Origin of the sequence: Nonomuraea candida, assembly GCF_000725485.1 — a bacterium.
In the GTDB taxonomy this organism is placed as follows: Bacteria; Actinomycetota; Actinomycetes; order Streptosporangiales; family Streptosporangiaceae; genus Nonomuraea; species Nonomuraea candida.
This window is the reverse complement of sequence record NZ_JOAG01000027.1, coordinates 288,273-311,706: the sequence shown is the minus strand read 5'-3', so window position 1 is coordinate 311,706 and position 23,434 is coordinate 288,273. Positions and strand designations below refer to the sequence as shown.

At 71.5% G+C, this 23,434-nt stretch carries 19 protein-coding genes, 2 rRNA genes and 1 pseudogene; 16 read left to right on the top strand and 6 right to left on the bottom strand.

Annotated elements, in window-relative coordinates; all coding sequences use genetic code 11:
• Both IO39_RS26320 and rrf read left to right on the top strand, forming a co-directional pair.
• Positions 1 to 93, top strand: a 23S ribosomal RNA gene (locus IO39_RS26320); the annotation flags it as partial.
• Positions 94 to 223: 130 nt separating this feature from the next.
• Positions 224 to 340 (top strand): 5S ribosomal RNA (rrf, locus tag IO39_RS26315).
• Between the two features lie 740 nt (positions 341 to 1,080).
• On the opposite strand, the gene IO39_RS59055 is transcribed toward rrf, so the two are convergent.
• A complete protein-coding gene (locus tag IO39_RS59055; RefSeq protein WP_281200140.1) occupies positions 1,081 to 2,823 on the bottom strand; it encodes a hypothetical protein in 1,743 nt (580 codons plus the stop codon).
• Here IO39_RS59055 and IO39_RS50965 point away from each other — a divergent pair.
• The gene (locus tag IO39_RS50965; protein ID WP_245642249.1) at positions 2,770 to 3,948 is read left to right on the top strand and encodes a putative sodium/potassium/calcium exchanger; all 1,179 of its coding nucleotides are present in this window, start codon (positions 2,770 to 2,772) and stop codon (positions 3,946 to 3,948) included. The two genes, IO39_RS59055 and IO39_RS50965, sit on opposite strands and share 54 nt — an antisense overlap.
• 250 nt (positions 3,949 to 4,198) lie before the next feature.
• Here IO39_RS50965 and IO39_RS26300 read toward each other — a convergent pair whose 3' ends face one another.
• A complete protein-coding gene (locus IO39_RS26300; protein WP_084773513.1) occupies positions 4,199 to 5,125 on the bottom strand; it encodes an MBL fold metallo-hydrolase in 927 nt (308 codons plus the stop codon).
• 111 nt (positions 5,126 to 5,236) lie between these two features.
• Here IO39_RS26300 and IO39_RS56120 point away from each other — a divergent pair, with 111 nt between their 5' ends.
• Positions 5,237 to 5,647: a single-stranded DNA-binding protein gene (locus IO39_RS56120; RefSeq protein ID WP_043628238.1), complete on the top strand. Its 411-nt coding sequence runs from the start codon at positions 5,237 to 5,239 to the stop codon at positions 5,645 to 5,647.
• Positions 5,648 to 6,141: 494 nt separating this feature from the next.
• Here IO39_RS56120 and IO39_RS26290 read toward each other — a convergent pair whose 3' ends face one another.
• The gene (locus tag IO39_RS26290; protein ID WP_245642248.1) at positions 6,142 to 7,362 is read right to left on the bottom strand and encodes a DUF1015 family protein; all 1,221 of its coding nucleotides are present in this window, start codon (positions 7,360 to 7,362) and stop codon (positions 6,142 to 6,144) included.
• A gap of 279 nt (positions 7,363 to 7,641) precedes the next feature.
• A pseudogene (locus tag IO39_RS54790) lies at positions 7,642 to 7,833 on the bottom strand (DUF1015 family protein); the annotation flags it as partial.
• Between the two features lie 119 nt (positions 7,834 to 7,952).
• On the opposite strand from IO39_RS54790, the gene IO39_RS26285 reads away from it, so the two are divergent.
• The gene (locus IO39_RS26285; RefSeq protein WP_043628236.1) at positions 7,953 to 8,375 is read left to right on the top strand and encodes a tetratricopeptide repeat protein; all 423 of its coding nucleotides are present in this window, start codon (positions 7,953 to 7,955) and stop codon (positions 8,373 to 8,375) included.
• 721 nt (positions 8,376 to 9,096) lie between these two features.
• On the opposite strand, the gene IO39_RS26280 is transcribed toward IO39_RS26285, so the two are convergent.
• The gene (locus tag IO39_RS26280) at positions 9,097 to 9,537 is read right to left on the bottom strand and encodes a TipAS antibiotic-recognition domain-containing protein (protein ID WP_052423383.1); all 441 of its coding nucleotides are present in this window, start codon (positions 9,535 to 9,537) and stop codon (positions 9,097 to 9,099) included.
• A 78-nt stretch (positions 9,538 to 9,615) separates the two neighbouring features.
• Between IO39_RS26280 and IO39_RS26275 the strand changes: the two genes are divergently transcribed.
• Positions 9,616 to 10,587, top strand: coding sequence for an HAD-IIA family hydrolase (locus IO39_RS26275; protein WP_043628234.1), 972 nt, complete (start codon positions 9,616 to 9,618; stop codon positions 10,585 to 10,587).
• A 561-nt stretch (positions 10,588 to 11,148) separates the two neighbouring features.
• On the opposite strand, the gene IO39_RS26270 is transcribed toward IO39_RS26275, so the two are convergent.
• Positions 11,149 to 11,496, bottom strand: coding sequence for an SCP2 sterol-binding domain-containing protein (locus tag IO39_RS26270; protein WP_043628382.1), 348 nt, complete (start codon positions 11,494 to 11,496; stop codon positions 11,149 to 11,151).
• 126 nt (positions 11,497 to 11,622) lie between these two features.
• Here IO39_RS26270 and IO39_RS54785 point away from each other — a divergent pair, with 126 nt between their 5' ends.
• The 10 genes from IO39_RS54785 (at position 11,623) to IO39_RS26220 (ending at position 23,358) form a co-directional block, all read left to right on the top strand.
• Positions 11,623 to 12,009 (top strand): hypothetical protein, encoded by a 387-nt coding sequence (locus tag IO39_RS54785; protein WP_052423382.1) that lies wholly within the window; start codon positions 11,623 to 11,625, stop codon positions 12,007 to 12,009.
• The gene (locus IO39_RS26260; protein WP_043628230.1) at positions 12,006 to 12,818 is read left to right on the top strand and encodes a TlyA family RNA methyltransferase; all 813 of its coding nucleotides are present in this window, start codon (positions 12,006 to 12,008) and stop codon (positions 12,816 to 12,818) included. The genes IO39_RS54785 and IO39_RS26260 overlap by 4 nt, the downstream gene beginning before the upstream one ends.
• Positions 12,815 to 13,714: an NAD kinase gene (locus IO39_RS26255; RefSeq protein ID WP_043628228.1), complete on the top strand. Its 900-nt coding sequence runs from the start codon at positions 12,815 to 12,817 to the stop codon at positions 13,712 to 13,714. The genes IO39_RS26260 and IO39_RS26255 overlap by 4 nt, the downstream gene beginning before the upstream one ends.
• Before the next feature lie 292 nt (positions 13,715 to 14,006).
• Positions 14,007 to 15,716, top strand: a complete 1,710-nt coding sequence (recN, locus tag IO39_RS26250) for a DNA repair protein RecN (protein WP_043628225.1) — start codon at positions 14,007 to 14,009, stop codon at positions 15,714 to 15,716.
• A gap of 73 nt (positions 15,717 to 15,789) precedes the next feature.
• Positions 15,790 to 16,986 carry a putative cytokinetic ring protein SteA gene (steA, locus tag IO39_RS26245; RefSeq protein WP_043628223.1) on the top strand — a complete coding sequence of 399 codons (1,197 nt, stop codon included), beginning with the start codon at positions 15,790 to 15,792 and terminating at the stop codon, positions 16,984 to 16,986.
• Positions 16,983 to 17,960 (top strand): copper transporter, encoded by a 978-nt coding sequence (locus IO39_RS26240; protein ID WP_043628220.1) that lies wholly within the window; start codon positions 16,983 to 16,985, stop codon positions 17,958 to 17,960. Before steA ends, IO39_RS26240 begins: the two co-directional genes overlap by 4 nt.
• A 1-nt stretch (position 17,961) precedes the next feature.
• Positions 17,962 to 18,825 carry a hypothetical protein gene (locus IO39_RS26235; RefSeq protein ID WP_043628218.1) on the top strand — a complete coding sequence of 288 codons (864 nt, stop codon included), beginning with the start codon at positions 17,962 to 17,964 and terminating at the stop codon, positions 18,823 to 18,825.
• Between the two features lie 366 nt (positions 18,826 to 19,191).
• A complete protein-coding gene (gene murJ, locus IO39_RS26230; protein WP_043628216.1) occupies positions 19,192 to 20,796 on the top strand; it encodes a murein biosynthesis integral membrane protein MurJ in 1,605 nt (534 codons plus the stop codon).
• Between the two features lie 141 nt (positions 20,797 to 20,937).
• Positions 20,938 to 22,011, top strand: a complete 1,074-nt coding sequence (locus tag IO39_RS26225; RefSeq protein ID WP_043628380.1) for a glycosyltransferase family 4 protein — start codon at positions 20,938 to 20,940, stop codon at positions 22,009 to 22,011.
• A gap of 363 nt (positions 22,012 to 22,374) precedes the next feature.
• Positions 22,375 to 23,358, top strand: coding sequence for a TerC family protein (locus IO39_RS26220; RefSeq protein ID WP_043628214.1), 984 nt, complete (start codon positions 22,375 to 22,377; stop codon positions 23,356 to 23,358).
• The last annotated feature ends 76 nt before the right edge of the window (positions 23,359 to 23,434 follow it).

The following is a 23,434-nucleotide window of genomic DNA, read 5'->3' as shown; positions in this document are numbered from 1 at the left end:
GGCTCCCGGTAGACGACCGGGTTGATAGGCCGGAGGTGGAAGCATGGTAACGTGTGGAGCTGACCGGTACTAATAGGCCGAGGACTTGACCACAAAGCATAATGCTTTGGTGTGTGCTGCGCTCTGTTACTCTTCGCCGGGTCCGGAGCTGCGCCACACCAAAGGAAATCTTGCTCGCGTCCGCTATGTAATTCTGAGACAGCAAACAGCTGTTTCGCAGGGTTACGGCGGTTATGGCGGGAAGGAAACACCCGGTCACATTCCGAACCCGGAAGTTAAGCTTCCCTGCGCCGATGGTACTGCACTCGGGAGAGTGTGGGAGAGTAGGTCACCGCCGGACAATCTTTGGAAAGGCCCCGACGCCGCGCGTCGGGGCCTTTCTGCGTTTGGGAGCGGGCACGAACGTATCTGGGAACTCACGTGCAGCCCAGCAGCATGTTGCCCGGCTCGAAGTCCCAGAGCACGATGCCGGCCCCTGTTGGATCCGGGCGGCCCCTGGCGGATTTGTCCGGTGCTCGCCTTAGGGCTCGGCCGCTTGACCGACCCCGTTCCTCCTCCGTCAGCCGCCGGTGCGTCCCCGTCATTGGGGTTGTCACGCGGTCAGCCGCTCTGCGTCCGCCATGAGGCTCGCAACATACGGGTCACAGTTGTCCGGGTCGGTCAGCGTCATTTCCAAGATGTTCGGAGCCGGCGCCCCTCGGCGTGGTCGGCCGCACCAAGCGGTGATACGGGGGTCGGCCGCACCGAGCAGGGATACGTGGTGGCGTGCGCTTCGAGGAAGGTGTTCCGGGAGGAAGGTGTTCTGGTCGGCCAGGCGAGCTCTTGGCGGAGGTTCGGGCTGCGCTCAGAAGGACTTTGCTCATGTCGGCACCCACGCCTTCGATGCCATAGCCGGTTGCCCAGGCGAAAGGGTTCTCTTTTTCGGAGGCAGGCCGAGGAGGTGGGCTCCGGAAGAAGGGTGGCGGATTTCACCGGGTGGGTTGAGTTCGTCCTCGGTCAATGGGGCCGGAATTCGGTGGTGGGGATCGGTGATTTCATGCAGGCGTGGTGACATGCGGAGCTGTCTCGTTGACCGCGAGTTCACGGTCCCGTCGTTATTCGGGTTGCGCCGGGCTCGTGGACGTTGCGCGACTTGCTAGGCTGGTATGACCGGGCCACCCCCACGGGTGGCCTTCGTCGCGTAAGGCCCGCGGGCGGGCGGCGACCAGCCACGGTGGACCGTCGTTGAGAGTCCGCTGGGTGAGCCAACGAAATGGACCAGAAGTGAACAGAGATAACGGATCGGACGGCGGACAGCGCGGACGCGGCGACTACGGGGAGAGGCGCGCCGGCGGAAGCGGCAGGAGCGGTGGCTACGGCTCTCGCGGGCGAGACTCCGGCAGCGACCGTCCGTTCCGTTCCGACGACAGGTCGCGCTCCTTCAACCGGGATGACCGGGGGCCGCGACGCGACGACAATCGAGACGACCGCGGCGGACGCCGCGAGGGAGACGAGCGCCGGCCGTTCCGCGATCGGGACGACCGGGGTCCTCGTCGTGAGGGCGGCTACGGCGACCGCCGCGAAGGCGGTGCCGGCCCCAGGCGTGAGGGCGGCTACCGAGGTCCCCGACGTGAAGGGGACGACCGCGGGCCTCGCGGAGACGACCGGGGGCCGCGCAGTGACGACCGCGGGCCGCGCAGTGACGAGCGCCGCACCTATCGGGATCGGGACGACTTCGCGCCCCGTCGTGACAACCGCTCCGGCGACCGTCGCGAGGGCGGTTACGGCGGTCCCCGTCGTGAGGGCGGGTTCCGCGATGATCGCGGTCCTCGTCGTGAGGGCGGTTACGGCGAGCGGCGTGAGGGCGGCTTCCGTGACGACCGCGGGCCGCGCCGTGAGGGCGGCTTCCGCGATGATCGCGGTCCGCGTCGCGAGGGCGGGTTCCGTGATGACCGTGGGCCGCGCCGTGAAGGCGGGTTCGGTGGTCCCCGTCGTGAGGGCGGGTTCCGTGACGATCGCGGGCCGCGCCGTGAAGGCGGCTCCCCCTCCCGTCGCGAGGGTGGCTACGAGGACCGTGGCCCGCGCCGTGAGGGCGACGACCGCCGTACGTTCCGGGACCGGGACGATCGGGGTCCGCGTCGCGAGGGCGGCTACGGCGGTCCCCGCCGCGAGGGTGGCTTCCGTGACGACCGTGGCCCGCGCCGCGAGGGCGGGTTCCGCGACGATCGCGGACCGCGCCGTGAAGGCGGATACGGCGAGCGGCGTGAGGGCGGCTTCAGCGGTCCCCGTCGTGAGGGCGGGTTCCGTGATGATCGCGGTCCTCGTCGTGAGGGCGGTTACGGCGAGCGGCGTGAGGGCGGCTTCCGTGACGACCGCGGGCCGCGCCGTGAGGGCGGCTACGGCGGTCCCCGCCGCGAGGGCGGCTTCCGCGACGACCGCGGTCCCCGTCGTGAGGGCGGCTACGGTGGTCCCCGTCGTGAGGGCGGCTTCCGCGATGACCGTGGGCCGCGCCGTGAGGGCGGCTACGGTGACCGGCGTGAAGGCGGTTTCCGCGAGAGGGACCAGCGCGACTCCCGTCCGTTCTCCAGGGAGGGCCGCGAGGAGCGTCCCGGTGACGGGACCCGCGCCAGGTACGGGAGGAGCGACCGCGACGCTGCCGGCGAGGCACCGCAGCGCGAGAAGCTGCCCGAGGTCGCGCCCGACATCACGGTCGACGAGCTCGACAAGGAAGTCCTCGATGAGCTGCGTTCGCTGCCCGGCGACCTCGCCGACCTCGTCGGACGCCACCTGGTGGCCGCCGAGCGGGCGCTGGAGGAGGACGATCCCGACCGGGCGCACGAGCACACGAAGGTGGCGCGCAGGTTCGCGGCCCGCATCGGTGTCGTACGTGAGGCCGCGGGCATCGTCGCCTACCACGCCGGGCACTTCTCGGAGGCGCTGAGCGACCTGCGGGCGGCCAGGAGGATGACGGGTTCGGAGGCGTACCTGCCGATCATGGCCGACTGCGAGCGCGGTCTCGGCCGTCCGGAGCGGGCCATCGATCTCGTACGTTCGCCCGAAGCCGAACGCCTCGACCGGGCCGGCCGCATCGAGCTGACCATCGTCGAGTCCGGCGCCCGCCGTGACCTGGGCCAGCACGACGCCGCGGTGATCACCCTGCAGCGACTGTCCGAGCTGCGCGACCCGCAGCCGAAGCCGTGGTCGGCGCGGCTGGCGTTCGCGTACGCCGACGCGCTGGCCGACGCCGGGCACCAGGAGGCGGCCACGGAGTGGTTCGGCCGGGCGATGGCCTTCGACGAGGACGGGGAGACGGACGCCGCCGAGCGGTACGCCGAGCTGACCGGAGCCGTCATCGAGGACCTCGAGGAGGACTTCGACTACGAGGACGACTCCGACGACGGCGGCGTGACCGAGCCCGGGGGCACGGTGGTGGTGGACGAGGAGCCCGACGACGCCGAGGCCCTCGCCGAGGCGGACGACCTCCTGGACGAGGAGCCTGCCGGCGTCACGGCCGGGTCTTCTGCCGACGCTCTCGGCTCGGAGCCTGACGACGGCCGGGACGCGGAGCCTGCCGAGGCCGCCGGCGTTCGGGACGAGGCGGCGCAGCAGGCCGTTGCCGGGGACGTACTGGACGAAGAGGAACCCGTCCCGGCTGCCCGGGCGGCGGAGGCGGAGCGGGACCAGCCGGAATCCGCCGCCGCCGAGGACCAGCCGGAAGCCACCGCCGAGGACGAGCCGGAGGCCGCCTCGACCGCTGACACTGCCTCGACCGGGGACACTGCCTCGACCGGGGACACCGCCTCGACCGGGGACACCGCTGATGCCGCCGGGACGGCGGAGCAGGCGGGAGAGACGGCGGAGGCGGGCGAGGCGCCGGGCATCACGCCGGCGTTCATCGAGCCGAACTTCGGTGACGTGCTCGACGAGCCCGGCGAATCGACCGAGGACAAGCCCAAGAAGCAGGACTGACACACCAGCGGTCACGCCCGCCGTACGACCTCCTGCCCGCATGAGAGCGGGGCGGAGGTGGTGCGGCGGGCGTGCTGCTGTTCGCCACCCGCTGCCTGCCGCACGCCGCACGCCGCACGCCGCACGCCGCACGCCGCACGCTGGCACGCCGCACGCTGGCACGCCGCACGCTGGCACGTCACACCTCCCGCACGCCGCACGCCGGCATGTCGCACGCCGCGCATGTCGCGATCGGGGGCCGTCGCGTGCGTCAGGGAGAGACGCGATCCAGCCAGTGCAGGATTCCTGCCACGTTGGACGAAGCGCCACTCAATATCTCAAGCTGCTCAGCCGCTCCCTCATCGGACGGCGACGCCCGATAGCGCTCCTTGGTGCGATCCCTCACCATCGCGACGGCATGATCCAGGTCCATCCCCTCGGACCGGGCCTGTCGCGTGAGGTCCACCCAGATCCGCAGCTCCTCCGCGGACCGCTCAAGCGTCTCCTGAACGGCATCGACCGGCCCGTAGTGGCTGAACAGCAACCGCTGCGGCCCTAATGCCTCGAACAGCGCGATCGAGTCGAGTGCGGTCTTCAGATCGAAGTCCGGCGGAGGCGTCGCGGGTCGCACGTCGCCCGATTCGGGCAGGTAGACGCCGGCCGCGTCGCCGACGTACAGGTCGCCGGTGGCGGAGTCGACCAGGCCCACGTGGTGTCTCGCGTGGCCCGGGGAGTAGTGGCTGTTCAGCGTGCGTCCGTTGCCGAGGTCGATCGCGCCGGTGTCGCCGAGGGCGACGATGCGTTCCGCCTCGGTGGGGGACAGCTCGCCGAAGAGCGTGTCGAGCCGGTCGCCCCAGACCATGCGCGCGCTGGCCATGAGCCGCGAGGGCTCGGCGAGGTGGCGGGCGCCCTTCTCGTGTACGACGACCTGCGCGGACGGGAAGAACCTGGCGATGTCCCCGACGCCGCCCGCGTGGTCGAGGTGGATGTGGGTCACGACGACCGTGGCCAGGTCCTCGGGGCCGACGCCGAGGGAGGCGATCGCGTCCCGTACGACCGGAGCCGAGGTCGACGTCCCCGTCTCCACCAGGCACGGCCGAGCGCTCAGGATCAGATATCCGGCCGTGATGCCCGAGTAGCCGGCCATCTTGGTGTCGATCTCATAGACGTCGCCGCCCAGCGCGGTGATGTTGTCCACAGGCACTCCCGACCCCTTCAGCCGTTATCCCCAGAACGGCGTTCTAGCCGATCCGGCCACCTCCTCATCGTAGAGAGTGATCTCCACCAGAGCACCGATAGGAGGACGACCGTGGATCGCAACGAGGTCTTGCTGGTGGGAAGGCTCTCGGCGCCCGTCGAGGATCACCCCATGCCGAGCGGCGACACCGTGACGAAGTGGCGCATCATCGTGCGCCGGCGCCGCCACAGGCGAGGCGCGGCGCTGAGCGACAGCGTCCCTTGCGTGACGTTCAACCCCGAGACGGCCGCCGTGCTGCGCGGCCTCAAGCCTCACGACTACATCGAGGTGACGGGCGCGTTCCGCTGCCGCGTCTTCGGCCCGACGGCCGCCAAGATGTGGCGATACGAGGTGGAGGTGAGCTCGGCCAGACCGTACGAAGCCGCGCTCACCAAACCCGACGACCCCCTCGGCGACGCCGGCGAGGTCAAGCTCGCCGCCCTGATCCCCCGGCAGGTCCCCTACCTGGCGCCCACCGGCTGAGCCCCCGGCCGGCCGCCCGGGGCGTCCGCGGGCTGGGCCCCGGACGCCGACCGGAGGAGGAGATCACGCCGGAGGGGAGGGGCCGGCGTTACACGTACTGAGAGCGGAGTGAGCAGGCGCGGACCGGTTACCACCACAGGTCGGGCGAGGCCGGGCGGGCCGGTTGACCACCACGGCGCGGCAAGCCCGGGTGGACCGGCAGCGCGCCCGAACACCCACGACGGTGTACTGCCTGAACAAGATCCCGGATGTCCGGTTCCCAGGAACCCGGACGCCGAACGACCGGGCCCCGAACGACCGGCCCTGAATAGCCGATCCGGGACGGCCGGATCCCGAACGTCCGATCCCGGATGAGCGGACCGGTGGCCGACCCGGATAAGGGACGACAGGACCGGCATGGAGCGAGGAGGAGACATGCCTGCCCTACCCCGGCCGGACACGACGACCCGCACCGGTCACCTTGCTGCGCCGCCGAGCCACGAAGAGCGGTTACCTCAGTCGATCGCGAACGTACGCAGCACCAGCCCGGTCCTCGGCTTCGGCCCGAAGGAGGTGGATTTGCGCGGCACTCGTTCACCGCCGGCCGCGACGGCCAGCACGTCCTCGACCGCGAGCGGCTTGAGGATGACCGCCGTGCCACCGATCTCGGCGGCCAGGCGCACCGCGGCGTCCGTGTCGTGGTGCACGATGCGTACGGTGCGGTCGTTGTCCCGCATCTCCCACAACACCGGCAGCACGAACTCCGCGAGCACCGAGGTGTTCAGCGAGTTCCAGCGATCGGAGTGCTCGGCCGGCATGGCGCGGGCGAGCTGCACCGGGTCCGGGTCGGTGAGCAGGTGCGAGCCGTCCTCCCCGGCCAGCAGGAAGGCGGGCTCCGGGGCGCGATCGAGCGCGGCCAGGCCGCTGGCCAGGTCCTTGTAGTCGTGCACCTGCCACGACCCCTTGGCCCTGGCGACAGCCTCGGCCAGGGGAAGGCCCTGGATCACGCGGTGGATGGCCTTGAGGTCGGGCGGGTATGCGCGAGAGTCGACGAGCAGGGCCAGACCGAAATCCGACGGCCCCGGAGCAAGCCCTCCATCACCCTGCCCCGCCGTACCCGCCCCCGTGTCGGTGGTGGGCGTGGGTGTCGGAGTGTGGAGGTGGTGGGTGGCACGCTCCTGGCGTTGGAGGACGCGATAGGTGGCGTACCGGTGGTGGCCGTCCGCGATCAGGGCCTGGCGGTGGTGGAGGTCGTCGTTGATCGCCGCGATCTCGGCCGGGTCGGTGATCGCCCAGAGCCGGTGCGTCAGGCCGTCCTCGGTACGGGCGGAGACGAGGGGAGAGCGGGTGGAGGCGACTTCGTCGACCAGGCGGGTGGCGGCTCCGTTGTCGCCGTCGTACAGCAGGAAGATGGGCTCGAGGTTGGCCCTCGTGGTGCTCATGAGAGCGAGACGGTCGGCGATGGGGCCAGGGAAGACGTCTTCGTGAGGAAGGATGATGCGCTGCGCGGGGTCCGTCAGGCCCACGTCTCCGATCAGTCCGCGTTGCAGGACGTCCGGGCCGCTCTGTTCGTAGACGTACAGAGCCGGTACGGCGTCCGGCACCAGCACGCCGGAGTCCAGCCACGCCTGCAACGTGTCCCTGGCCTCGGCGTACCGCGCCTGCAGCGGCACTTCGCCGGCCGGGGAGACCGGATCGGGACGGGACCCGGGCGGCGGCGCCGCCACGCCTGGCACGCCAGACACCCTCGGCACATAGGGCTCATGAGTTCCTGAGGTGCCAGAGGGATCCCTCGGTTCGTGAACTCCGGCAGTGTGCGAGGGGCTTCCGAGCTCGTCAGTTCCCGAGATGTCGGAGGGGCCGCCGGGCTCGGAAGTTCGTGAGGTGTCTGAGGGGCTGACCGGTTCTTGAATTCTTGGGGGGTCTGAGGGAACGGCAGGTTTGGAAGTTCCGGCGGTGGCCGCAGAGGGGCCGGCTGGTTCGTGGGGGGCGGGCGTGTGTGTGGAGGAGTCGGGGCGGGAGGAGCAGGGAAGGATGAGGCGGACGACGTTGTTCGGGTGGGAGTCCAGGAGGACCTCGACGTCGGCGTCGGAGATCAGGTCGTACGGTGGGGAGGTCACCCTGGCGGGATCTTCGACAGCGAAACGCACGCCTCGGAAGGGCCGTAGCACCAGTCCATCGGGTACCGGCAGTTCAGGAGTCCCCATACCGGGCATGCTCCCATAAATGCTTGCGCCTTCCGGAAGTCGCCCCATGGTTGCAGCCGATGCACGTTCCGAAGCAGTCGGAGCGGGGTCGCCACACAGCGATGAAGGAGTCCTCACGCATGGCTCAAGAGGGAAATGGTCACGATGAGAGCTCGGGTGCCCCTGGAGGTGGGGTTTACGACTGGTACCAGCGCGGGGTGAAGCTGCTCAAGGAGGGCAGCCCGGCAGCCGCGGCGGCATTGTTGGAGCGGGCAGCGGCGGCCGAGCCCGAATCGCGCAGCATCTTGGAAGCGCTGGCCAGGGCGCAGTTCAACTCCCGCCAGTACGCGGAGGCGGCGGCCAGTTTCCGGCAGATCGTGGACGCGAATCCGTCCGAGGACTATGCGTACTTCGGGCTGGGATTGTCGTTGTGGCGGACGGGAGATGTGGAAGGGGCTCAGGAGCCGCTGGCCATCGCGGTGGCCATGCGGCCCGATGAGCGGCATTACGTATCGGCTTTGAAGAGTGTGCGAGCGACCTTGCGGGCTCGCCGGGAAATGTAAAGGACGGACGACTGATCGACCCCGGGGTGAGGGGGCAGCGGATGCGCTTGTGCATGGCGGCAGTTCTATGGTGGTGGCCGTCGTTGAGGTCGTTCAGCCGTCGTTCAAGTGGCGTCGTGGAATGAGTGCCGTAGTGCAGTGAATGGCGATTCGCACCTCAGGGCGTCGAGCCTCACCGCTACACCAGCCCACGCTTCACACCTCGACCAACCAACTCTGGTCCCTCAATCCCCCAATCTCTGAGTACCAATTCCTGAGCCCACTTCCAGCCCTCGGACCCAGCCCTCGGACCCAGCCCTCGGACCCAGCCCTCGGACCCAGCCCTTCAGGCCCGACTTGAGTCCTGTCCGGCGCGAGGATCTCGGGGCGCCGGTGCGAGAGCCGGCGATGCTCCCTGCCAGCGACCGTGCGCAGCCCGCGCAGGGCCGTCGGCAGCCCGCGCAGGAGCCGTGGGGAGCAGCAGGACCCCCACGCCCGCCAGGCAATCCAGCGTGGTGGCGACCAGCAGCACAAGTGCGACGAGCGCCAGGATGCTGGTGCCGACCCCGACGGCCGGCTGCTCCAAGGGCGTCACGGGTGAGCCGGGCGGACCCAGTCACAGCCCAGCCCTTCGCCCCCGCCCGCTCACCCCTCACACCATGCGCCTCGGGCCGGGCGGCTCAACCACGTCCGCCTCACCTCCGGCCAGGCCCTCTACCTCGACGTCCTCAGGCCGGGCGGCTCAGGCTTCGTGGCGGAGGGCGTTGGCGGTGATGGCGGTTCGGAAGTAGGCGGCGAGGCCGGGGGCCGTGTCGTCGAAGGCGCTGGTGAAGCGGGGGTCCGTGACGTACAGGTCCCCGAGGCCGCGGTGGATCTCGTACGTGCACTCATAGCACCAGCGGGAAATGTGGGCCCGGTGCTCTTCCGCCAGGTCCATGGCCAGGTCGCCGTCCGCCGGCGCGCCCGAGCGCATCGCGTCCGCCATGCGGGTGCTGATCGTGCCCGCCTCCGCCAGGAACCGCTTCCAGTCCTCCTTCGTGTACGAAGCCGAACGGCGCTGCGCGTCCGCCCAGGCGTCGGTGCCGCCCCAGCGCCGCTCCGCCTCCGCCGCGTGCGCGTCCGGGTCGAAGCCGCCGAACAGTTCCGCGCGTTCCTCGGTGGTGAGCTTGATGTTCGCGGACATGGTCATCCTTTCTCCAAGTGGGTACGAGGACGACGCTAAAGTCTCACGTAACGTGAGAGTCAAACGGGAAGAGGCGTTGTGCTGATCGACGGCTATGACACCCTGCTGCTCGACCTCGATGGCGTGGTCTATCTGGGCAAGCACGCGGTGCCCGGGGCTCCGGCGGCGCTGGAGGAGGCGCAGCGGCGCGGCATCCGGCTGGCGTACGTGACCAACAACGCCTCCCGCACGCCGGCCGCCATCGCCGCCCATCTGCGCGAGCTCGGCGCGCCGGCCACGGCCGCGGACGTGGTGACCTCGGCGCAGGCCGCCGCACGGCTGATCGCCGAGAGGGTTCCGCCGGGCGCGAACGTGCTCGTCGTCGGCGGGTCAGGGTTGCGGCTGGCCGTACGCGACCGCGGCCTCCGTCCCGTCTCGACCGCCGCCGAGTCACCCGTCGCCGTGGTGCAGGGGATCGCGCCCGGGCTGTCGTACGGGCTGCTCTCGGAAGGGGCCCTGGCCGTGCGACAAGGGGCCTTGTTCGTGGCCTCCAACGGGGACACCACGATGCCGACCGGGCGGGGGGAGCTGCCGGGGAACGGGGCGATGGTACGAGTGATCGCCGCCGCGACCGGCGTCGAGCCGATTTATGCGGGCAAGCCTGATCCGCCCCTGCATCGGGAGTCGATGATCCGTACGGAGGCCCGGCGGCCGCTCGTCGTGGGTGATCGGCTCGACACCGACATCGAGGGGGCGTCCAACGCGGGGGTCGAGAGCCTGCTGGTGCTGACCGGGGTCGCCACGGCGGTCGACGTCCTGACGGCGGAGCCCCGGCACCGGCCCACGTACGTCGGCGAGGATTTGCGGGCCCTGCTCCTGCCTTATCCGGAAGTGCGCGATGGGGCTTGCGGAGGATGGCGGGCTCGGTGGAGTGATGGAGTGTTGCACCTCGACGGGGAGGGCAGCCGGATCGATGGCCTGAGAGCCGCCTGCGACGCCGCGTGGGCGGTGGCCGGGCAAGGGCGGGTCGAGGAGGACGCCGTCAAGCCGGTACTCGACCGAGTGGGGTGACGCCTCTCGGCTCGGCGTGGCTGTGCGCCTCGGCCGAGCCAAGGGGTCTTCTCCGACAGAGCCCGGCTCTCCTTGCCAGGAAGCCGGGCTCCCGGGTCAGAGTCGGCCTTCCGGGAGATGAACGGTTCTCGGATCAGAGAGTCGGCCTCTCCGGCGGAGGAGTGGTTCTGGGGTCAGCGGGGCGGTCTCTCCAGTGGAGAAGCGGTTCTGGGGCCGCTTTCCCCAGTTCGGGAAGTGGGTCTCGGTCGGGAGCCGGCTTTTGGGGCCGGAGAAACGGGCTCTCGACCAAGGAAGCCGGTCTCTGAGGGGAGGCAGCGGGGCTTGGGCCGGGGGATCGGCTTTTGAGTGGGGAACCGGTTCTCGGGTGAGGGAAGCGGCTCTTGGATCGGGGGCCGGCCTCTCGGGTGAGGGAAGCGGCTCTTGGATCGGGGGCCGGCCTCTCGGGGTGAGGGAAGCGGCTCTTGGATCGGGGGCCGGCCTCTCGGGGTGAGGGAAGCGGCTCTTGGATCGGGGAGCCGCCCTCTCAGGTGAGAGAACGGGCTCTCGATCGGGCAGCCGGGCTCAGATCAGTCTGCGCAGGCGCAGCAGGTCGCCGAAGCTCGCGTCGATCTTCACCCGCCCTCCGAGCAGCGCGCGCGCCAGGTCCAGCTCCCCGTCGACCAGCGCGACCAGGTCATCGCTCACGATCGTGAGCTTGACGTCGGCGGGCTTGCCGTCCGCCGGCGGCTCCTCCGTGAACGGGTCCAGCCCGCCATGGTGCAGCCGGCCGTAGAAGGTCACGTCGAGGTCGGACACCCGGCAGCTGACCGTGCGCTCGACCACGTGTTTCGCACGGTCCGCCTCGTCGATCTCGTCGAACTGCGCGACGAGCTTGGCCAGTGCCGTCCGGCACTCCTCGACGCTTGCCATGATGCGCATCCTTTCTTCCGTTTGCGGACGGTAGCGTTCCACATCAGTAGCACCCCCGTACGAGCTTCAACGTGTGACACGCCTGCCAAGGTCCCGGGTGCTCGCGGGAGGCGTTACGGTCGAGTCATGAGTGAGCTGCCGGAGAGGACCGGTGACGAGCGGGTCGATGCCATCGTGGCGGACCTCGCCCGGCTGGGCGAGCTGCCCGTGAGCGAGCATGTCGCGGTCTTCGACGAGGCCTTCTCGGGGCTGGAGAGCACGCTGGCCGCCGTGGCCGGGGCGACGGCGGGGGAGGGCCCCCGGAGCGCCCCTGCCGCCGCAGGAGCCCCGGGCGGCGGCGCCGCCGCGAACGCGTCGGGCGGAGGTGCCGCGAACGCGCCGCGCGAAGGCGCCACGAACGCTCTCGGCGAACGCGCCGCCGCCGGGGCCCCGGGTGACCGTGCCGGCGCTGGGGCGCCGGGGCCGGGGTGGCCGGCAGGGGGAGAGTCGACGCGGGTCGTGGGTCGCCCGTGAGCCGCAGGATCAGGCTCGACAGTGAGCTCGTACGCCGCGGCATGGCCAGGTCGCGTGAGCAGGCCGCCCAGCTCATCGCGGCCGGCCGGGTCAGCGTCGGTGGGCAGCGGGCCCACAAGCCGGCCACGCAGGTCGACACCGCCTCCGCCATCGTCGTGGCCGCCTCCGAGGACGGCCCCGACTACGTTTCGCGCGGAGCGCACAAGCTGCTCGGCGCGCTCGACACGTTCGGCGCGCTCAAGGTGGAGGGCCGCCGCTGCCTCGACGCGGGCGCCTCGACCGGCGGGTTCACCGACGTGCTGCTGCGCCGCGGCGCCGCCCACGTGCTGGCCGTGGACGTCGGCTACGGGCAGCTCGCCTGGTCGCTGCGCAACGACGAGCGGGTGACGGTGATGGAGCGGCTCAACGTCCGCGACCTCACCCCCGAGCTGGTGGGCGAGCCGCCCACGCTGATCGTGGGCGACCTGTCGTTCATCTCGCTGCGGCTCGTGCTGCCCGCTCTGGCCGCGGTCGCCGCGCCCCGGAGCGATTTCGTCATGCTGGTGAAGCCTCAGTTCGAGGTGGGCAAGGATCTGGTGGGAGCGGGCGGTGTCGTCCGCGACCCCGAGTTGCGCGCTCGCTCGGTGCGTGACGCCGCGGCCAAGGCGCGGGAGCTGGGGCTGAGCGTGCGTGGTGTGACCTTCAGCCCGCTGCCCGGGCCGTCGGGAAACGTGGAATACCTGCTGTGGCTGGGCAAGGGGGAGGGCGAGCCGGAGGTCGCCGACCTCGACGCCGAGATCCAGCGTGCCGTAGCGGAAGGGCCGCAATGAATCGGACCGTGCTGGTCGCCGTGCACACCGGGCGCGGCGCCGCCATCGAGAGCGCCCGGCTGGTCATCAACCGGCTGGTCGACGCCGGCATCAACGTACGGGTGCTGGACACCGAGTGCGAGGAGATCGGCTGCGGCGGGGCCGAGATCGTCCCGGCCGACCCGGGGGCGGCCAAGGACGCCGAGGTCATGATCGTGCTGGGCGGCGACGGGTCGCTGCTGCGCGCGGCCGAGCTGGCCAGGCCCGCGGGCACGCCGCTGCTGGGCGTCAACCTGGGGCACGTCGGGTTCCTGGCCGAGGCCGAGGTCGCCGATCTGTCAGCCGCGGTCGACAGCGTCGTGGCCGGGCGGTACGACGTCGAGGAGCGCATGACCATCGACGTCCGCGCCAGGCAGAACGGCCACCTCCTGGCCGACACCTGGGCGCTCAACGAGGCCACCGTCGAGAAGCAGGAGCGCATGCTGGAGGTGGTCGCCGAGATCGACGGCAGGCCGCTGTCCCGGTGGGGATGCGACGGTGTGATCTGCGCCACTCCGACGGGCTCGACCGCCTACGCGTTCTCCGCCGGCGGGCCGGTCGTCTGGCCCGAGGTCGAGGCGCTGCTCATGGTGCCCATCAGCGCGCACGCGCTGTTCGCCAAGCCGCTGGTGGTCTCCCCGCGCTCCACGCTGGCCGTCGAGATCCTGCCGGACACGCCTGGCGGGGTTCTGTGGTGTGATGGACGTCGTAAATTCGAACTGCCGTCCGGAACGCGGGTCGAGGTGCGCAGAGGCGCCGAGCCCGTGCGGCTGGCGCGGCTGCACGGGGTGGAGAGCACCGGCGCGCCGTTCACCGACAGGCTGGTCGCCAAGTTCGAACTCCCCGTTCAGGGCTGGCGTGGAAGGGCGCGACCCTGAGTGAATGGAGGGCGGAGCGCGTAGGATCACGTGGGCGTGGTGGACCGCGTCCAGCGGTTCCGCGTCCGGGGTGGCCCTCTCAGGCGGGCCGCCGCAGGGCGTGGGCGACCGCGAGGCGCGGGCCGGTGGCAGCTCACCGGCCGGCCCGAAGGCGCGGGCCGCCACCAGGCATCGGCCGGTGGCAAGGCACCGGCCGGACGAAAGGCACGGGCCGTCACCAGGCACCGGCCGGCACGAAGGCACGGGCCGCCAAGGCAGCGGCGTCGGACATGGCAGTGAACGGGAGTGGGCAGTGCGACCAAGGGTCGAGGAGGTCCGCATCCAGGGGCTCGGCGTCATCGACGAGGCCGTGCTCGATCTTTCGCCCGGTTTCAACGTGGTCACCGGCGAGACGGGCGCGGGCAAGACGATGGTCGTCACCGGGCTCGGGCTGCTGTTCGGCGGCCGGGCCGATCCCTCACGCGTGCGGCCGGGGGCCGACAAGGCGAGCGTCGAGGGCACGCTGGTCATCGAGCCGGGCGGCCGCGTCGCGCAGCAGGTCGAGGACATCGGCGGCGAGGTCGAGGACGGCGAGCTGATCATCTCGCGCACCGTCTCGGCCGAGGGCAGGTCCAGGGCGTGGCTGGGCGGCCGCACGGTGCCCGTCGGCACCCTGACCTACCTGGCCGACGACCTGGTGGCGGTGCACGGGCAGATGGACCAGCAGCGGCTGCTGCAGCCGGCCAGGCAGCGCGCCGCGCTCGACCGGTACGCCGGTGACGAGCTGGTCAAGCCGCTGCGGGCCTACACGCAGGCGTACAAACGGCACAAGCAGGTGGCCGCGCTGCTCGAAGAGCTGACCACCAGGGCCAGGGAGCGCACGCAGGAGGCCGACCTGCTGCGGTTCGGGCTGGAGGAGGTCGAGAAGGTCGACCCCAAGCCGGGCGAGGACGCCGAGCTGCGCGGCGAGGAGGAGCGGCTCTCGCACGCCGACGCGCTGCGCAGCGCCGCCACGACCGCCCACACGGCGCTGCTCGGCGACCCGATGGAGGCCGCGGGCAGCCCGCACGACGTGATCTCCCTGCTGGGGGAGGCGCGGGCGGCCGTGGAGGCGGTGCGCGACTTCGACCCGCAGCTCGCCGGAGTGGCCGACCGGCTGGCGGAGGCCGGTTACCTGATCTCCGACGTGGCCACCGACCTGGCGGCGTACGCGGAGTCGATCGAGGCCGATCCCGCGCGGCTGGCCGCCGTGCAGGAGCGCCGGTCGGTGCTGTCCAGTCTGATCCGGAAATATGCCGAAGACAGCGCTGGTGTGCTGGCCTGGGCTCAGCAGGCCGCCGCCCGCCTGTCCGAGCTGGAGGGCGACGACGAGCGCATCGAGGAGCTGACCCGCGAGTACGACGAGCTGACCGCCCGGCTCACCGACCTGGCCGCCGACCTGACGCGGGTCCGCGAGGCCGCGGCCGAGCGGTTCGGCCGGGCCGTGACCGAGGAGCTGACCGCGCTGGCCATGCCGCACGCCAGGGTCGTGGTCCAGCTCACGCAGAGCGAGGAGTTCGGGCCCGAGGGCCGCGACGAGGTGGAGCTGCGCATGGCGGCGCACCCCGCCGCGCCCCCGCTGCCGCTCAACAAGGGCGCCTCGGGCGGCGAGCTGAGCCGCGTGATGCTCGCCATCGAAGTGGTCTTCGCCGGGGCCGACCCGGTGCCGACGTTCGTGTTCGACGAGGTCGACGCGGGGGTCGGCGGCAAGGCCGCGGTCGAGATCGGGCGCCGGCTGGCCAGGCTCGCCCGCACCGCGCAGGTGATCGTCGTCACCCACCTGCCGCAGGTCGCGGCCTTCGCCGACCAGCATCTCGTGGTCGAGAAGGCGAGCGACGGCAGCGTGGTGCGCAGCGGCGTCGTCACGCTCAACCACGAGGGCAGGGTGCGCGAGCTTTCCCGCATGCTCGCCGGCCTGGAGGACTCCGAGCTCGGCCGGGCCCACGCGGAAGAACTCCTGGGGCTGGCGGCAGCAGATCGGTGATCCTGGGTGACATAGCGGACACGCCGCGTCATGCGTGGCCTCCGCGCTGTTTTGCTCTGGCAGGATGGTCTTGATGAAGGTTCCGGGAAGCAGAATGCCGGGCCTCCGCGGCAGGAAGGTCAGCGACCTTCCCGGTATAACGGCAGTGGCGAGGATCGACCGGCGGACCAAGAGGCTGACAAAACGCCTCCAGCCCGGGGAAATCGCGATTATCGATCACGTCGACGTTGACCGGGTCAGCGCGGAGGCGCTCGTCGCGTGCGGAGCCGCGGCCGTGGTCAACGTGGCCAGCGGCATCAGCGGGCGTTACCCCAACCTGGGGCCGCAGATCCTGCTCGAAGCCGGCGTGCCGTTCATCGACAACGCCAACCAGGAGCTGTTCGAGCGGGTCAAGGACGGCGACGTCGTCCGCGTCTGCGACGGCGTCGTCTACCTCGATGACGACGTGGTCGGCAAGGGCGAGGAGCAGACCGCCGAGGCCGTCGAGTCGGCCATGGCCGAGGCGCGCGCCGGCCTGGCCGTGCAGATCGAGGCTTTCGCCGTCAACACGATGGAATACGTTCGCGGTGAGGGCAAGCTTCTCATCGACGGAGTCGGTGTGCCCGAGATCCGCACCCCGATGGAGGGCAGGCACGTCCTCATCGTGGTGCGCGGATACCACTACAAGGAAGACATCGCCACCCTGCGCCCCTACATCCGCGAATACCGCCCCGTCCTCGTCGGCGTCGACGGCGGGGCCGACGCGCTGCTGGAGGCCGGCTACCTGCCCGACGTGATCGTCGGCGACTTCGACTCGGTTTCCACCAAGGCCCTGACCTGCGGCGCCGAGCTCGTCGTGCACGCCTACCGCGACGGCAGGGCACCCGGGCTCGAACGCGTGCACCAGCTCGGCCGCGAAGCGGTGATCTTCCCCGCCACGGGCACCAGCGAGGACATCGCGATGCTCCTGGCCGACGACAAGGGCGCCGAGCTGATCGTCGCCGTCGGCACCCACGGCACGCTGGAGGAGTTCCTCGACAAGGGGCGCTCCGGCATGGCCAGCACCTTCCTCACCCGGCTGATCATCGGCAGCAAGCTCATCGACGCCAAGGGCGTGAGCAGGCTCTACCGCAGCCGCATCAGCACCTCCCAGCTGCTCCTGCTCGTGATCACGGCGCTGATCACCATGGGGGTCGCGCTCTTCCTGTCGCCACTCGGCCAGACCTGGCTGAACGGCCTGCAAGACCTCTGGAACGCATTCATCTTCTGGCTGGTCGGACTCTTCTCGTGATCGATTTTCGCTACCACCTCGTCTCCATCGTCGCCATCTTCCTGGCCCTGGCGGTGGGCATCGTGCTCGGCACCAGTCTGTTGCAGGACCCCGCGGTCAAGTCGGCGCAGGAGGTGAGCGCCCAGCTCACCAAGACGAAGGACGAGCTGCGGGTGCAGATCGACGGGCTGCAGGGCCGCCTGGCCGGCAACGACCAGTTCATCGCCTCCGCGACCCCCGACCTGGTGGCCGGCGACCTGACCGGCCAGCGCGTCGTGCTGATCGAGACGCCGGGCTCCGGCACCACCGTGCGCGAGGCCACCGAACAGGTGCTCGACCAGGCCGGCGCGGAGATCTCCGGGCGCGTCACGTTCACCGAGAAGTTCTTCGACCCCAAGGGCAAGGGCGTGCTCGACGGCCTGGTCAACCAGCTCAAGCCGGTCAACATGGTCTTCCCGGCCACCGCCACGAGCTGGGACCGCGCCGCCGCGCTGCTCGCCGCCGCGCTCGTCACCACCGACCAGACCCAGGCCGGCGCGCCCAACACCGCCACCGCCGACGTCCTGAGCACGTTCGAGGCGGGCGGGCTGCTCAGCGTCGAGGGCGACCCGGTCAAACGGGCCATGCTCGCGGTGATGTTCGCGCCGGAGAAGCCGTACGAAGGGGAGAACGCCGAGGCCCAGGCCGGCGCCCTCGTCTCCGTGGCCGACGCGCTCGACGTCGGGGGCAAGGGCACGGTGCTGGCCGGGACGGCCGCCACCACCGCGGTGCCCGGTGACGCGATCGCCGCCGTACGCGACGAGGGCGAGGTCTCCAAGCGCGTCTCCACCGTCGATACGGCCGACATGCCCGTGGGCCGCGTCGCGATCGTCTACTCTCTGCGGGAGCAGCTGTCCGGGCGCGCCGGCCAGTACGGCGTCGGCAGAGGGGCCTCGGGCGCCGTGCCGGCGGAGACGACGTCCGCGACCCCGTCCCCCACACAGTCAGGGAGCTGACATGCCTGCCAGCCGGGCCCGTGGCCTGCTGTACGCCCTCGCCGGCGCCGCCATCGGCGCCGCCGCCGCCCGCGCCGCCTACGCGGCGTTCACCCGTGGCCGGCCCGCCGACCTGAGCGGCCGCTGGACCAGGAAGAACCACCGGGGCGAGCCCATCACCCTGCTCGAAGGCCCCGCCTTCGCCGCCGGGGCGGGCGCCGCCGCCGCGCTCACGCCCGGCCTGCCCGGCAGGGTGCGCGCGGCCGCGCTGCTCGCGGGCGTCGGCAGCGGCGCGGTCGGCGCCTACGACGACCTCTACGGCACCACCTCCTCCAAGGGCTTCAAGGGACACCTGACCGCGCTGGCCCGGGGCGAGGTCACCAGCGGCGCCGTCAAGATCCTCGGCATCGGCGCCGGTGGGCTGGGCGCCGCCGCCCTCGTCTCCCGGGGGCCGGTGGACACCCTGGTCAACGGCGCCACCATCGCGGGCGCCGCCAACCTCGCCAACCTCTTCGACCTGCGGCCCGGCCGGGCCATCAAGGTCGGCCTGCTGACCGGAGGGCCGCTGCTGGCCGCCGCGCTGCTGCGCGGCTCGCCCGCCACGGCCGCGCTGGCCGCCGTGCCGCTGGGCGCCGCCGCCGCGCTGCTGCCCGAGGACCTGGGCGAGCGCGCGATGCTCGGCGACGCCGGCGCCAACGCGCTGGGCGCCCTGCTCGGGCTCGCCGCCGTCACCAAGCTGGGCAGGCCCGGCCGCTACGCGCTGCTGGGCACCGTGGTCGCGCTGACGGCGGCGGCGGAGAAGGTCAGCTTCACCAAGGTCATCGCCGGCAACCCGGTGCTCAACCGCATCGACCTGCTCGGCCGCCGCCCGGCCGACCCGGCCTGATCCGCCCGCCCGGGTAGCCCGCCTTCCGGTGCCGAGGTGCGCGGCCCTGCGAACCGGCCCGCCTTCGTGTGGTCCGGTTCGTGTGGTCCGGTTCGTGTGCGCCGGTCTTGGCGGGTCGGCTCGTGCGGGCCGGCTTGTGTGGCCGCCTCCGGGGCGGTTCGCGCGGCCGGGGTCCGCGCGGCCGGGGTCCGCGCGGGCTTGTCGAGGTTCGCGTGGTCCGGTCGCGGGCGGCGGGGCTTCGTGTGGTTCGTACGGGTGGCGTAGGCCGGGGCGTGACGTGGTGAATCCCTCGTGCCCGGCGGCCGCGGTTGTCGGTCCGGCCTGCCAGGATGTCTGCGTGAGCGTGAGCGGCTGCGGGGAGGCCGGATGGGAGTGGTGACGGCGCGGGGCGTCGCGGGCGGCGCGATGCTGATCGGGGCGATCACCGTCCTGGCGCGCGTGATCGGCTTCGCCAAGCAATACGCCTTCGCCCAGACCGTCGGCACCAACTGCCTGGCCACCGCCTACATGACGGCCAACCAGATCCCCAACATCGTCTTCGAGATCGTCGCGGGCGGCGCGCTGGCGGGCATGGTCGTGCCGGTGCTGGCCGGCGCCGCCGGGCAGGAGTCGCGGGAGCGGGCCGGGCGCATCGGCTCGGCGCTGCTCACCTGGGTGATCGTCGCGCTCGTGCCGCTGGGCGTGCTGCTCGCGCTGCTCGCCGGGCCCATCACCGGCCTGTTGTTCGCAGGCGGCGTCGAAGACTGCGACGCCGGCGCGGTGAGCGCGGTCGCCACCCGGATGCTGGTCGTCTTCGCCCCCCAGATCCCCCTGTACGGCGTCGCCGTCGTCCTCTACGGCGTGCTGCAGGCGCACAACCGCTTCACCGGCCCCGCGACCGCGCCCCTGGTCTCCAGCATCGTGGTCATCGTGGCCTACCTGCTGTTCGTGCCGCTCAGCGACGGGATGAGCGACCCGGCCGGCGTGCCGGAGCCCGCCGAGCTGGCGCTGTCGGTGGGCACCAGCCTGGGCGTGCTGTCCCTGGTGCTGACCGTGCTCGGGCCCGTGGCGCGGCTGGGGCTGAGGTGGCGGCCGACCTTACGGTTTCCCGAGGGGGTGGCCGGCCAGGTGCGCAGGCTCGCCCTGGCGGGCATCGCCGCGCTGCTCGCCCAGCAGGCGGCCATGATCGTGGTGGTGCTGCTGTCGAACAACGCCATCGGCAACGGCGCCATCGCCGTCTACAACTACGCGTGGGCGATCTACCTGGTGCCGTACGCGGTGCTGGCCGTGCCCATCGCCACCAGCGCGTTCCCCCGGCTGTCGGCCCGGTCCGGCGACCCGGAGGCGTTCGCGGCGCTCGCCGCGCGCACCACCCGGGCCGTGGTGCTGGTCTCGGGGCTGGCCGCCGGGGTGCTGGCCGCCGCGTCGGGGCCGGTCGCCGTGGTGTTCCTCGCGAGCAAGAGCGAGGTGCCCGCCGAGGAGCTGGCGGTGGCGATCGCGCTGTTCACCCCCGGTCTGGTGGGATACGGGCTCATCGCGCACCTGAGCCGGGTCCTGTACGCCGCCGGCCGGGGGCGGGCGGTCGCCGTCGGCACCGTGACGGGGTGGGTCGTCGTGATGGTCGCCCAGACCGTCTTCGTGCTGGTGCTGCCCGAGCAGTGGAAGATCGGCGGGATGGCGCTCGGCATGAGCGCCGGTATGAGCGTGGGCGGCGCGATGCTGCTCGGGTCCGTGGCGCGGGCGCGGGGGAGCGGGGCCGTGGCCGGGCTGGCCAGGGCCACGGGCGCGGCGGCCGCCGGCGGGGTGCTGGGCTACCTCGCGGGCGCCGGCGTGGTGGCGCTGCTGGGCGTGAGCGGCGTCTGGGCGAACGTGGGGGCCGCCGTGCTGGCCGCGGTCGTGGCGCTGGCGGTGGGGGCGGCGGTCGTGGCACTGACGGACCGGGCCGACGCCGCCGCGGTGGCCGGGCTGCTGAGACGCGGCGGAACGGGCTGAGACCGCCTGGCGGGCGTGATGGGCGAGGCAGAGACCGCCGGTGGGCGCAATGGGTAGGGCCGAGACCCCTGACGAGCGTTCGGTCCTCCGCGGTCGGCCGGGGCGGCAGGATGGGATGAGGTGATGAGGAGGGAGCGGGGCGTGCGGGTGGCTTTCGTGCTGGGCACCACGTCGGGCGGCACCGGGCGGCATGTGCTGATGCTGGTCGAGGGGCTCGTGCGCCGGGGGCATCAGGTGCTGGTGGCCGGGCCGCGGAGCGTCGAGGAGCAGTTCTCGTTCGCGGCGGCGGGGGCCAGGTTCGCGGAGGTGAGCGTCTCCGACCGGCCGCATCCGGCGAACGACCTGCGCGCCGTGCTGGCCGTCAGGCGGCTGACCCGGGGAGCCGACGTGGTCCACGCCCATGGGCTGCGTGCCGGGGCGCTGGCCGCGCTGGGGCGGCCGGGGCCGGTGGTGACCCTGCACAACGCGCTGACCGCCGGCGGGTTCGTGGGGCTGGTCTACGGGCTGCTGGAGCGGATCGTGGCGCGGCGGGCCGGGCACGTGCTGGCCGTCTCGCCCGACCTCGCCGAGCGGATGAGACGGCTCGGCGCCAGGCACGTGCGGGCCGCGGTCGTGGCGGCGCCCGTGCCCCGCCCGGCCCGGCGCACGCCGCAGGAGGTCAGGGACGACCTGGGGGCGGGGGAGCGGCCCATCCTGTTGACGGTGGCCAGGCTGGCCCAGCAGAAGGGGCTGGAGACGCTGCTCGACGTCGCGGCGGGGCCGTGGCAGGGCGGCGAGCCGCTGTTCGTGGTGGCGGGCGAGGGGCCGCTGCGGGGCGAGCTGCAGCGCAGGATCGACGCGGAAAAGCTGCCCGTGGTGCTGCTGGGCAACCGGGACGACGTGCCCGACCTGCTGGGGGCCGCAACTGCGCTGGTGATGCCCAGCCGGTGGGAGGGGCAGCCGCTCACGCTGCGCGAGGCGCTCATGACCGGCACGCCGGCCATCGCCTCCGAGGTCGGCGGCATTCCGGAGATTCTCGGTGACGGCGGGATCCTCGTGCCGTACGGCGACGTGGCGGGCTTCCAGGCGGCCGTGCGCAGGCTGCTCGCCACGCCGGAAGCCGCGCGGGCACTGGCCGCGGCCGCCGAGCGGCGCGGGCGGGAGATGCCCGGCGCCGACGACGTCGTGGCGGACGCGCTGGAGGCGTACCTGGCCTGTGCCGGGCCGCGCCGGTGAGGAGGCCGGGTCCAAGCGGGGTCGGGGTGGTGCTGCTCCGGGCGTACGGGTCGGTGAGGAGGCCGGGTGCGAGGGGAGTCGGGGCGGTGCTGCTCCGGGCGTACGGGCCGGGGAGGAGGCCGGGTCCAAGCGGGGCCAAGGGGGTCTACCTGGCCTGTATCGGGCGTAAGGCCCGGAGGATGATTACCCGAGATCGAGGCGTTCTCATATACTGCCTGGGTTAGGGAGGGGAGTATCCCTTCGCGACAGCCTCGTCATCACGGTGCAGCCCCACTCCAAGGGGCCCCCGGGGCTGCCGGTCCGCGGCTCGCCGCGGGCGGGAGAGACCTCCGGCAATCAAGCGTGCGCGTGCCGGAGGGTTGAGTGAGCGTACCCATGTGGGCCTGGATCGCCGTCATCGGCGGTCTACTCGTTGTTCTCGCGATCGACTTGTGGATCGTGGACCGCGGCGAAGCCCGAGAGTTCTCCATGCGGCAGGCCGGATATTGGGTAACGTTCTACGTCGCCCTTGCCGTGGCCTTCGGTGTGATGTTGTGGATCACCGAGGGCGGGGGCAAGGCGGGCGAGTTCTTCGCCGGCTACATCACCGAATACAGCCTCAGTGTCGACAACCTGTTCGTCTTCTTCATCATCATGAGCCGCTTCGCGGTGCCGCGGGCCTACCAGCACAAGGTGCTGCTCGTCGGCATCCTGCTCGCGCTCGTCATGCGCGGCATCTTCATCGCGCTGGGCGCGGCGGCGCTCGAGCGGTTCAGCTGGCTGTTCTACGTCTTCGGCGCCTTCCTCGTCTACACCGCGATCAACATCGTCCGCCAGCACCTCAAGGGCGACGAGGAGGAGTTCAACGAGAACGTCGTGCTGAGGTGGGTGCGCCGCGCGTTCCCGACCACCGAGGGCTACGTCGGCTCCAAGGTCACCGTCAAGATCGACGGCAGGCGCATGGTGACGCCGATGCTCATCGTGATGGTCGCCATCGGCAGCACCGACCTGCTGTTCGCGCTCGACTCGATTCCCGCGATCTTCGGGCTCACCAAGGATCCCTTCATCGTCTTCACGGCCAACGCGTTTGCGCTGATGGGACTGCGTCAGCTCTACTTCCTGCTGGGCGGTCTGCTGCAGCGGCTCGTCTACATCAGCTACGGTTTGGCGTTCATCCTGGGGTTCATCGGGGTTAAGCTCGTATTGGAGGCGTTGCACGCCAGCCATGTCTCCTGGGCGCCCGAAATTCCCATCTGGGTGTCGCTCTCGGTCATCGGCGCCACCATGGTGATCACCACCGTGGCCAGCCTGATCAAGGCACGCATCGACGCGCGCAAGGGCGAGGAGACGCACCCGGAGCAGGTCTAGCGAAATGGGCTTCGAGGCGCTTTGCTTGTGTAGTTATGCCGTGTAATGGTTGCGGGTTCTGTAACATCACGGCAAA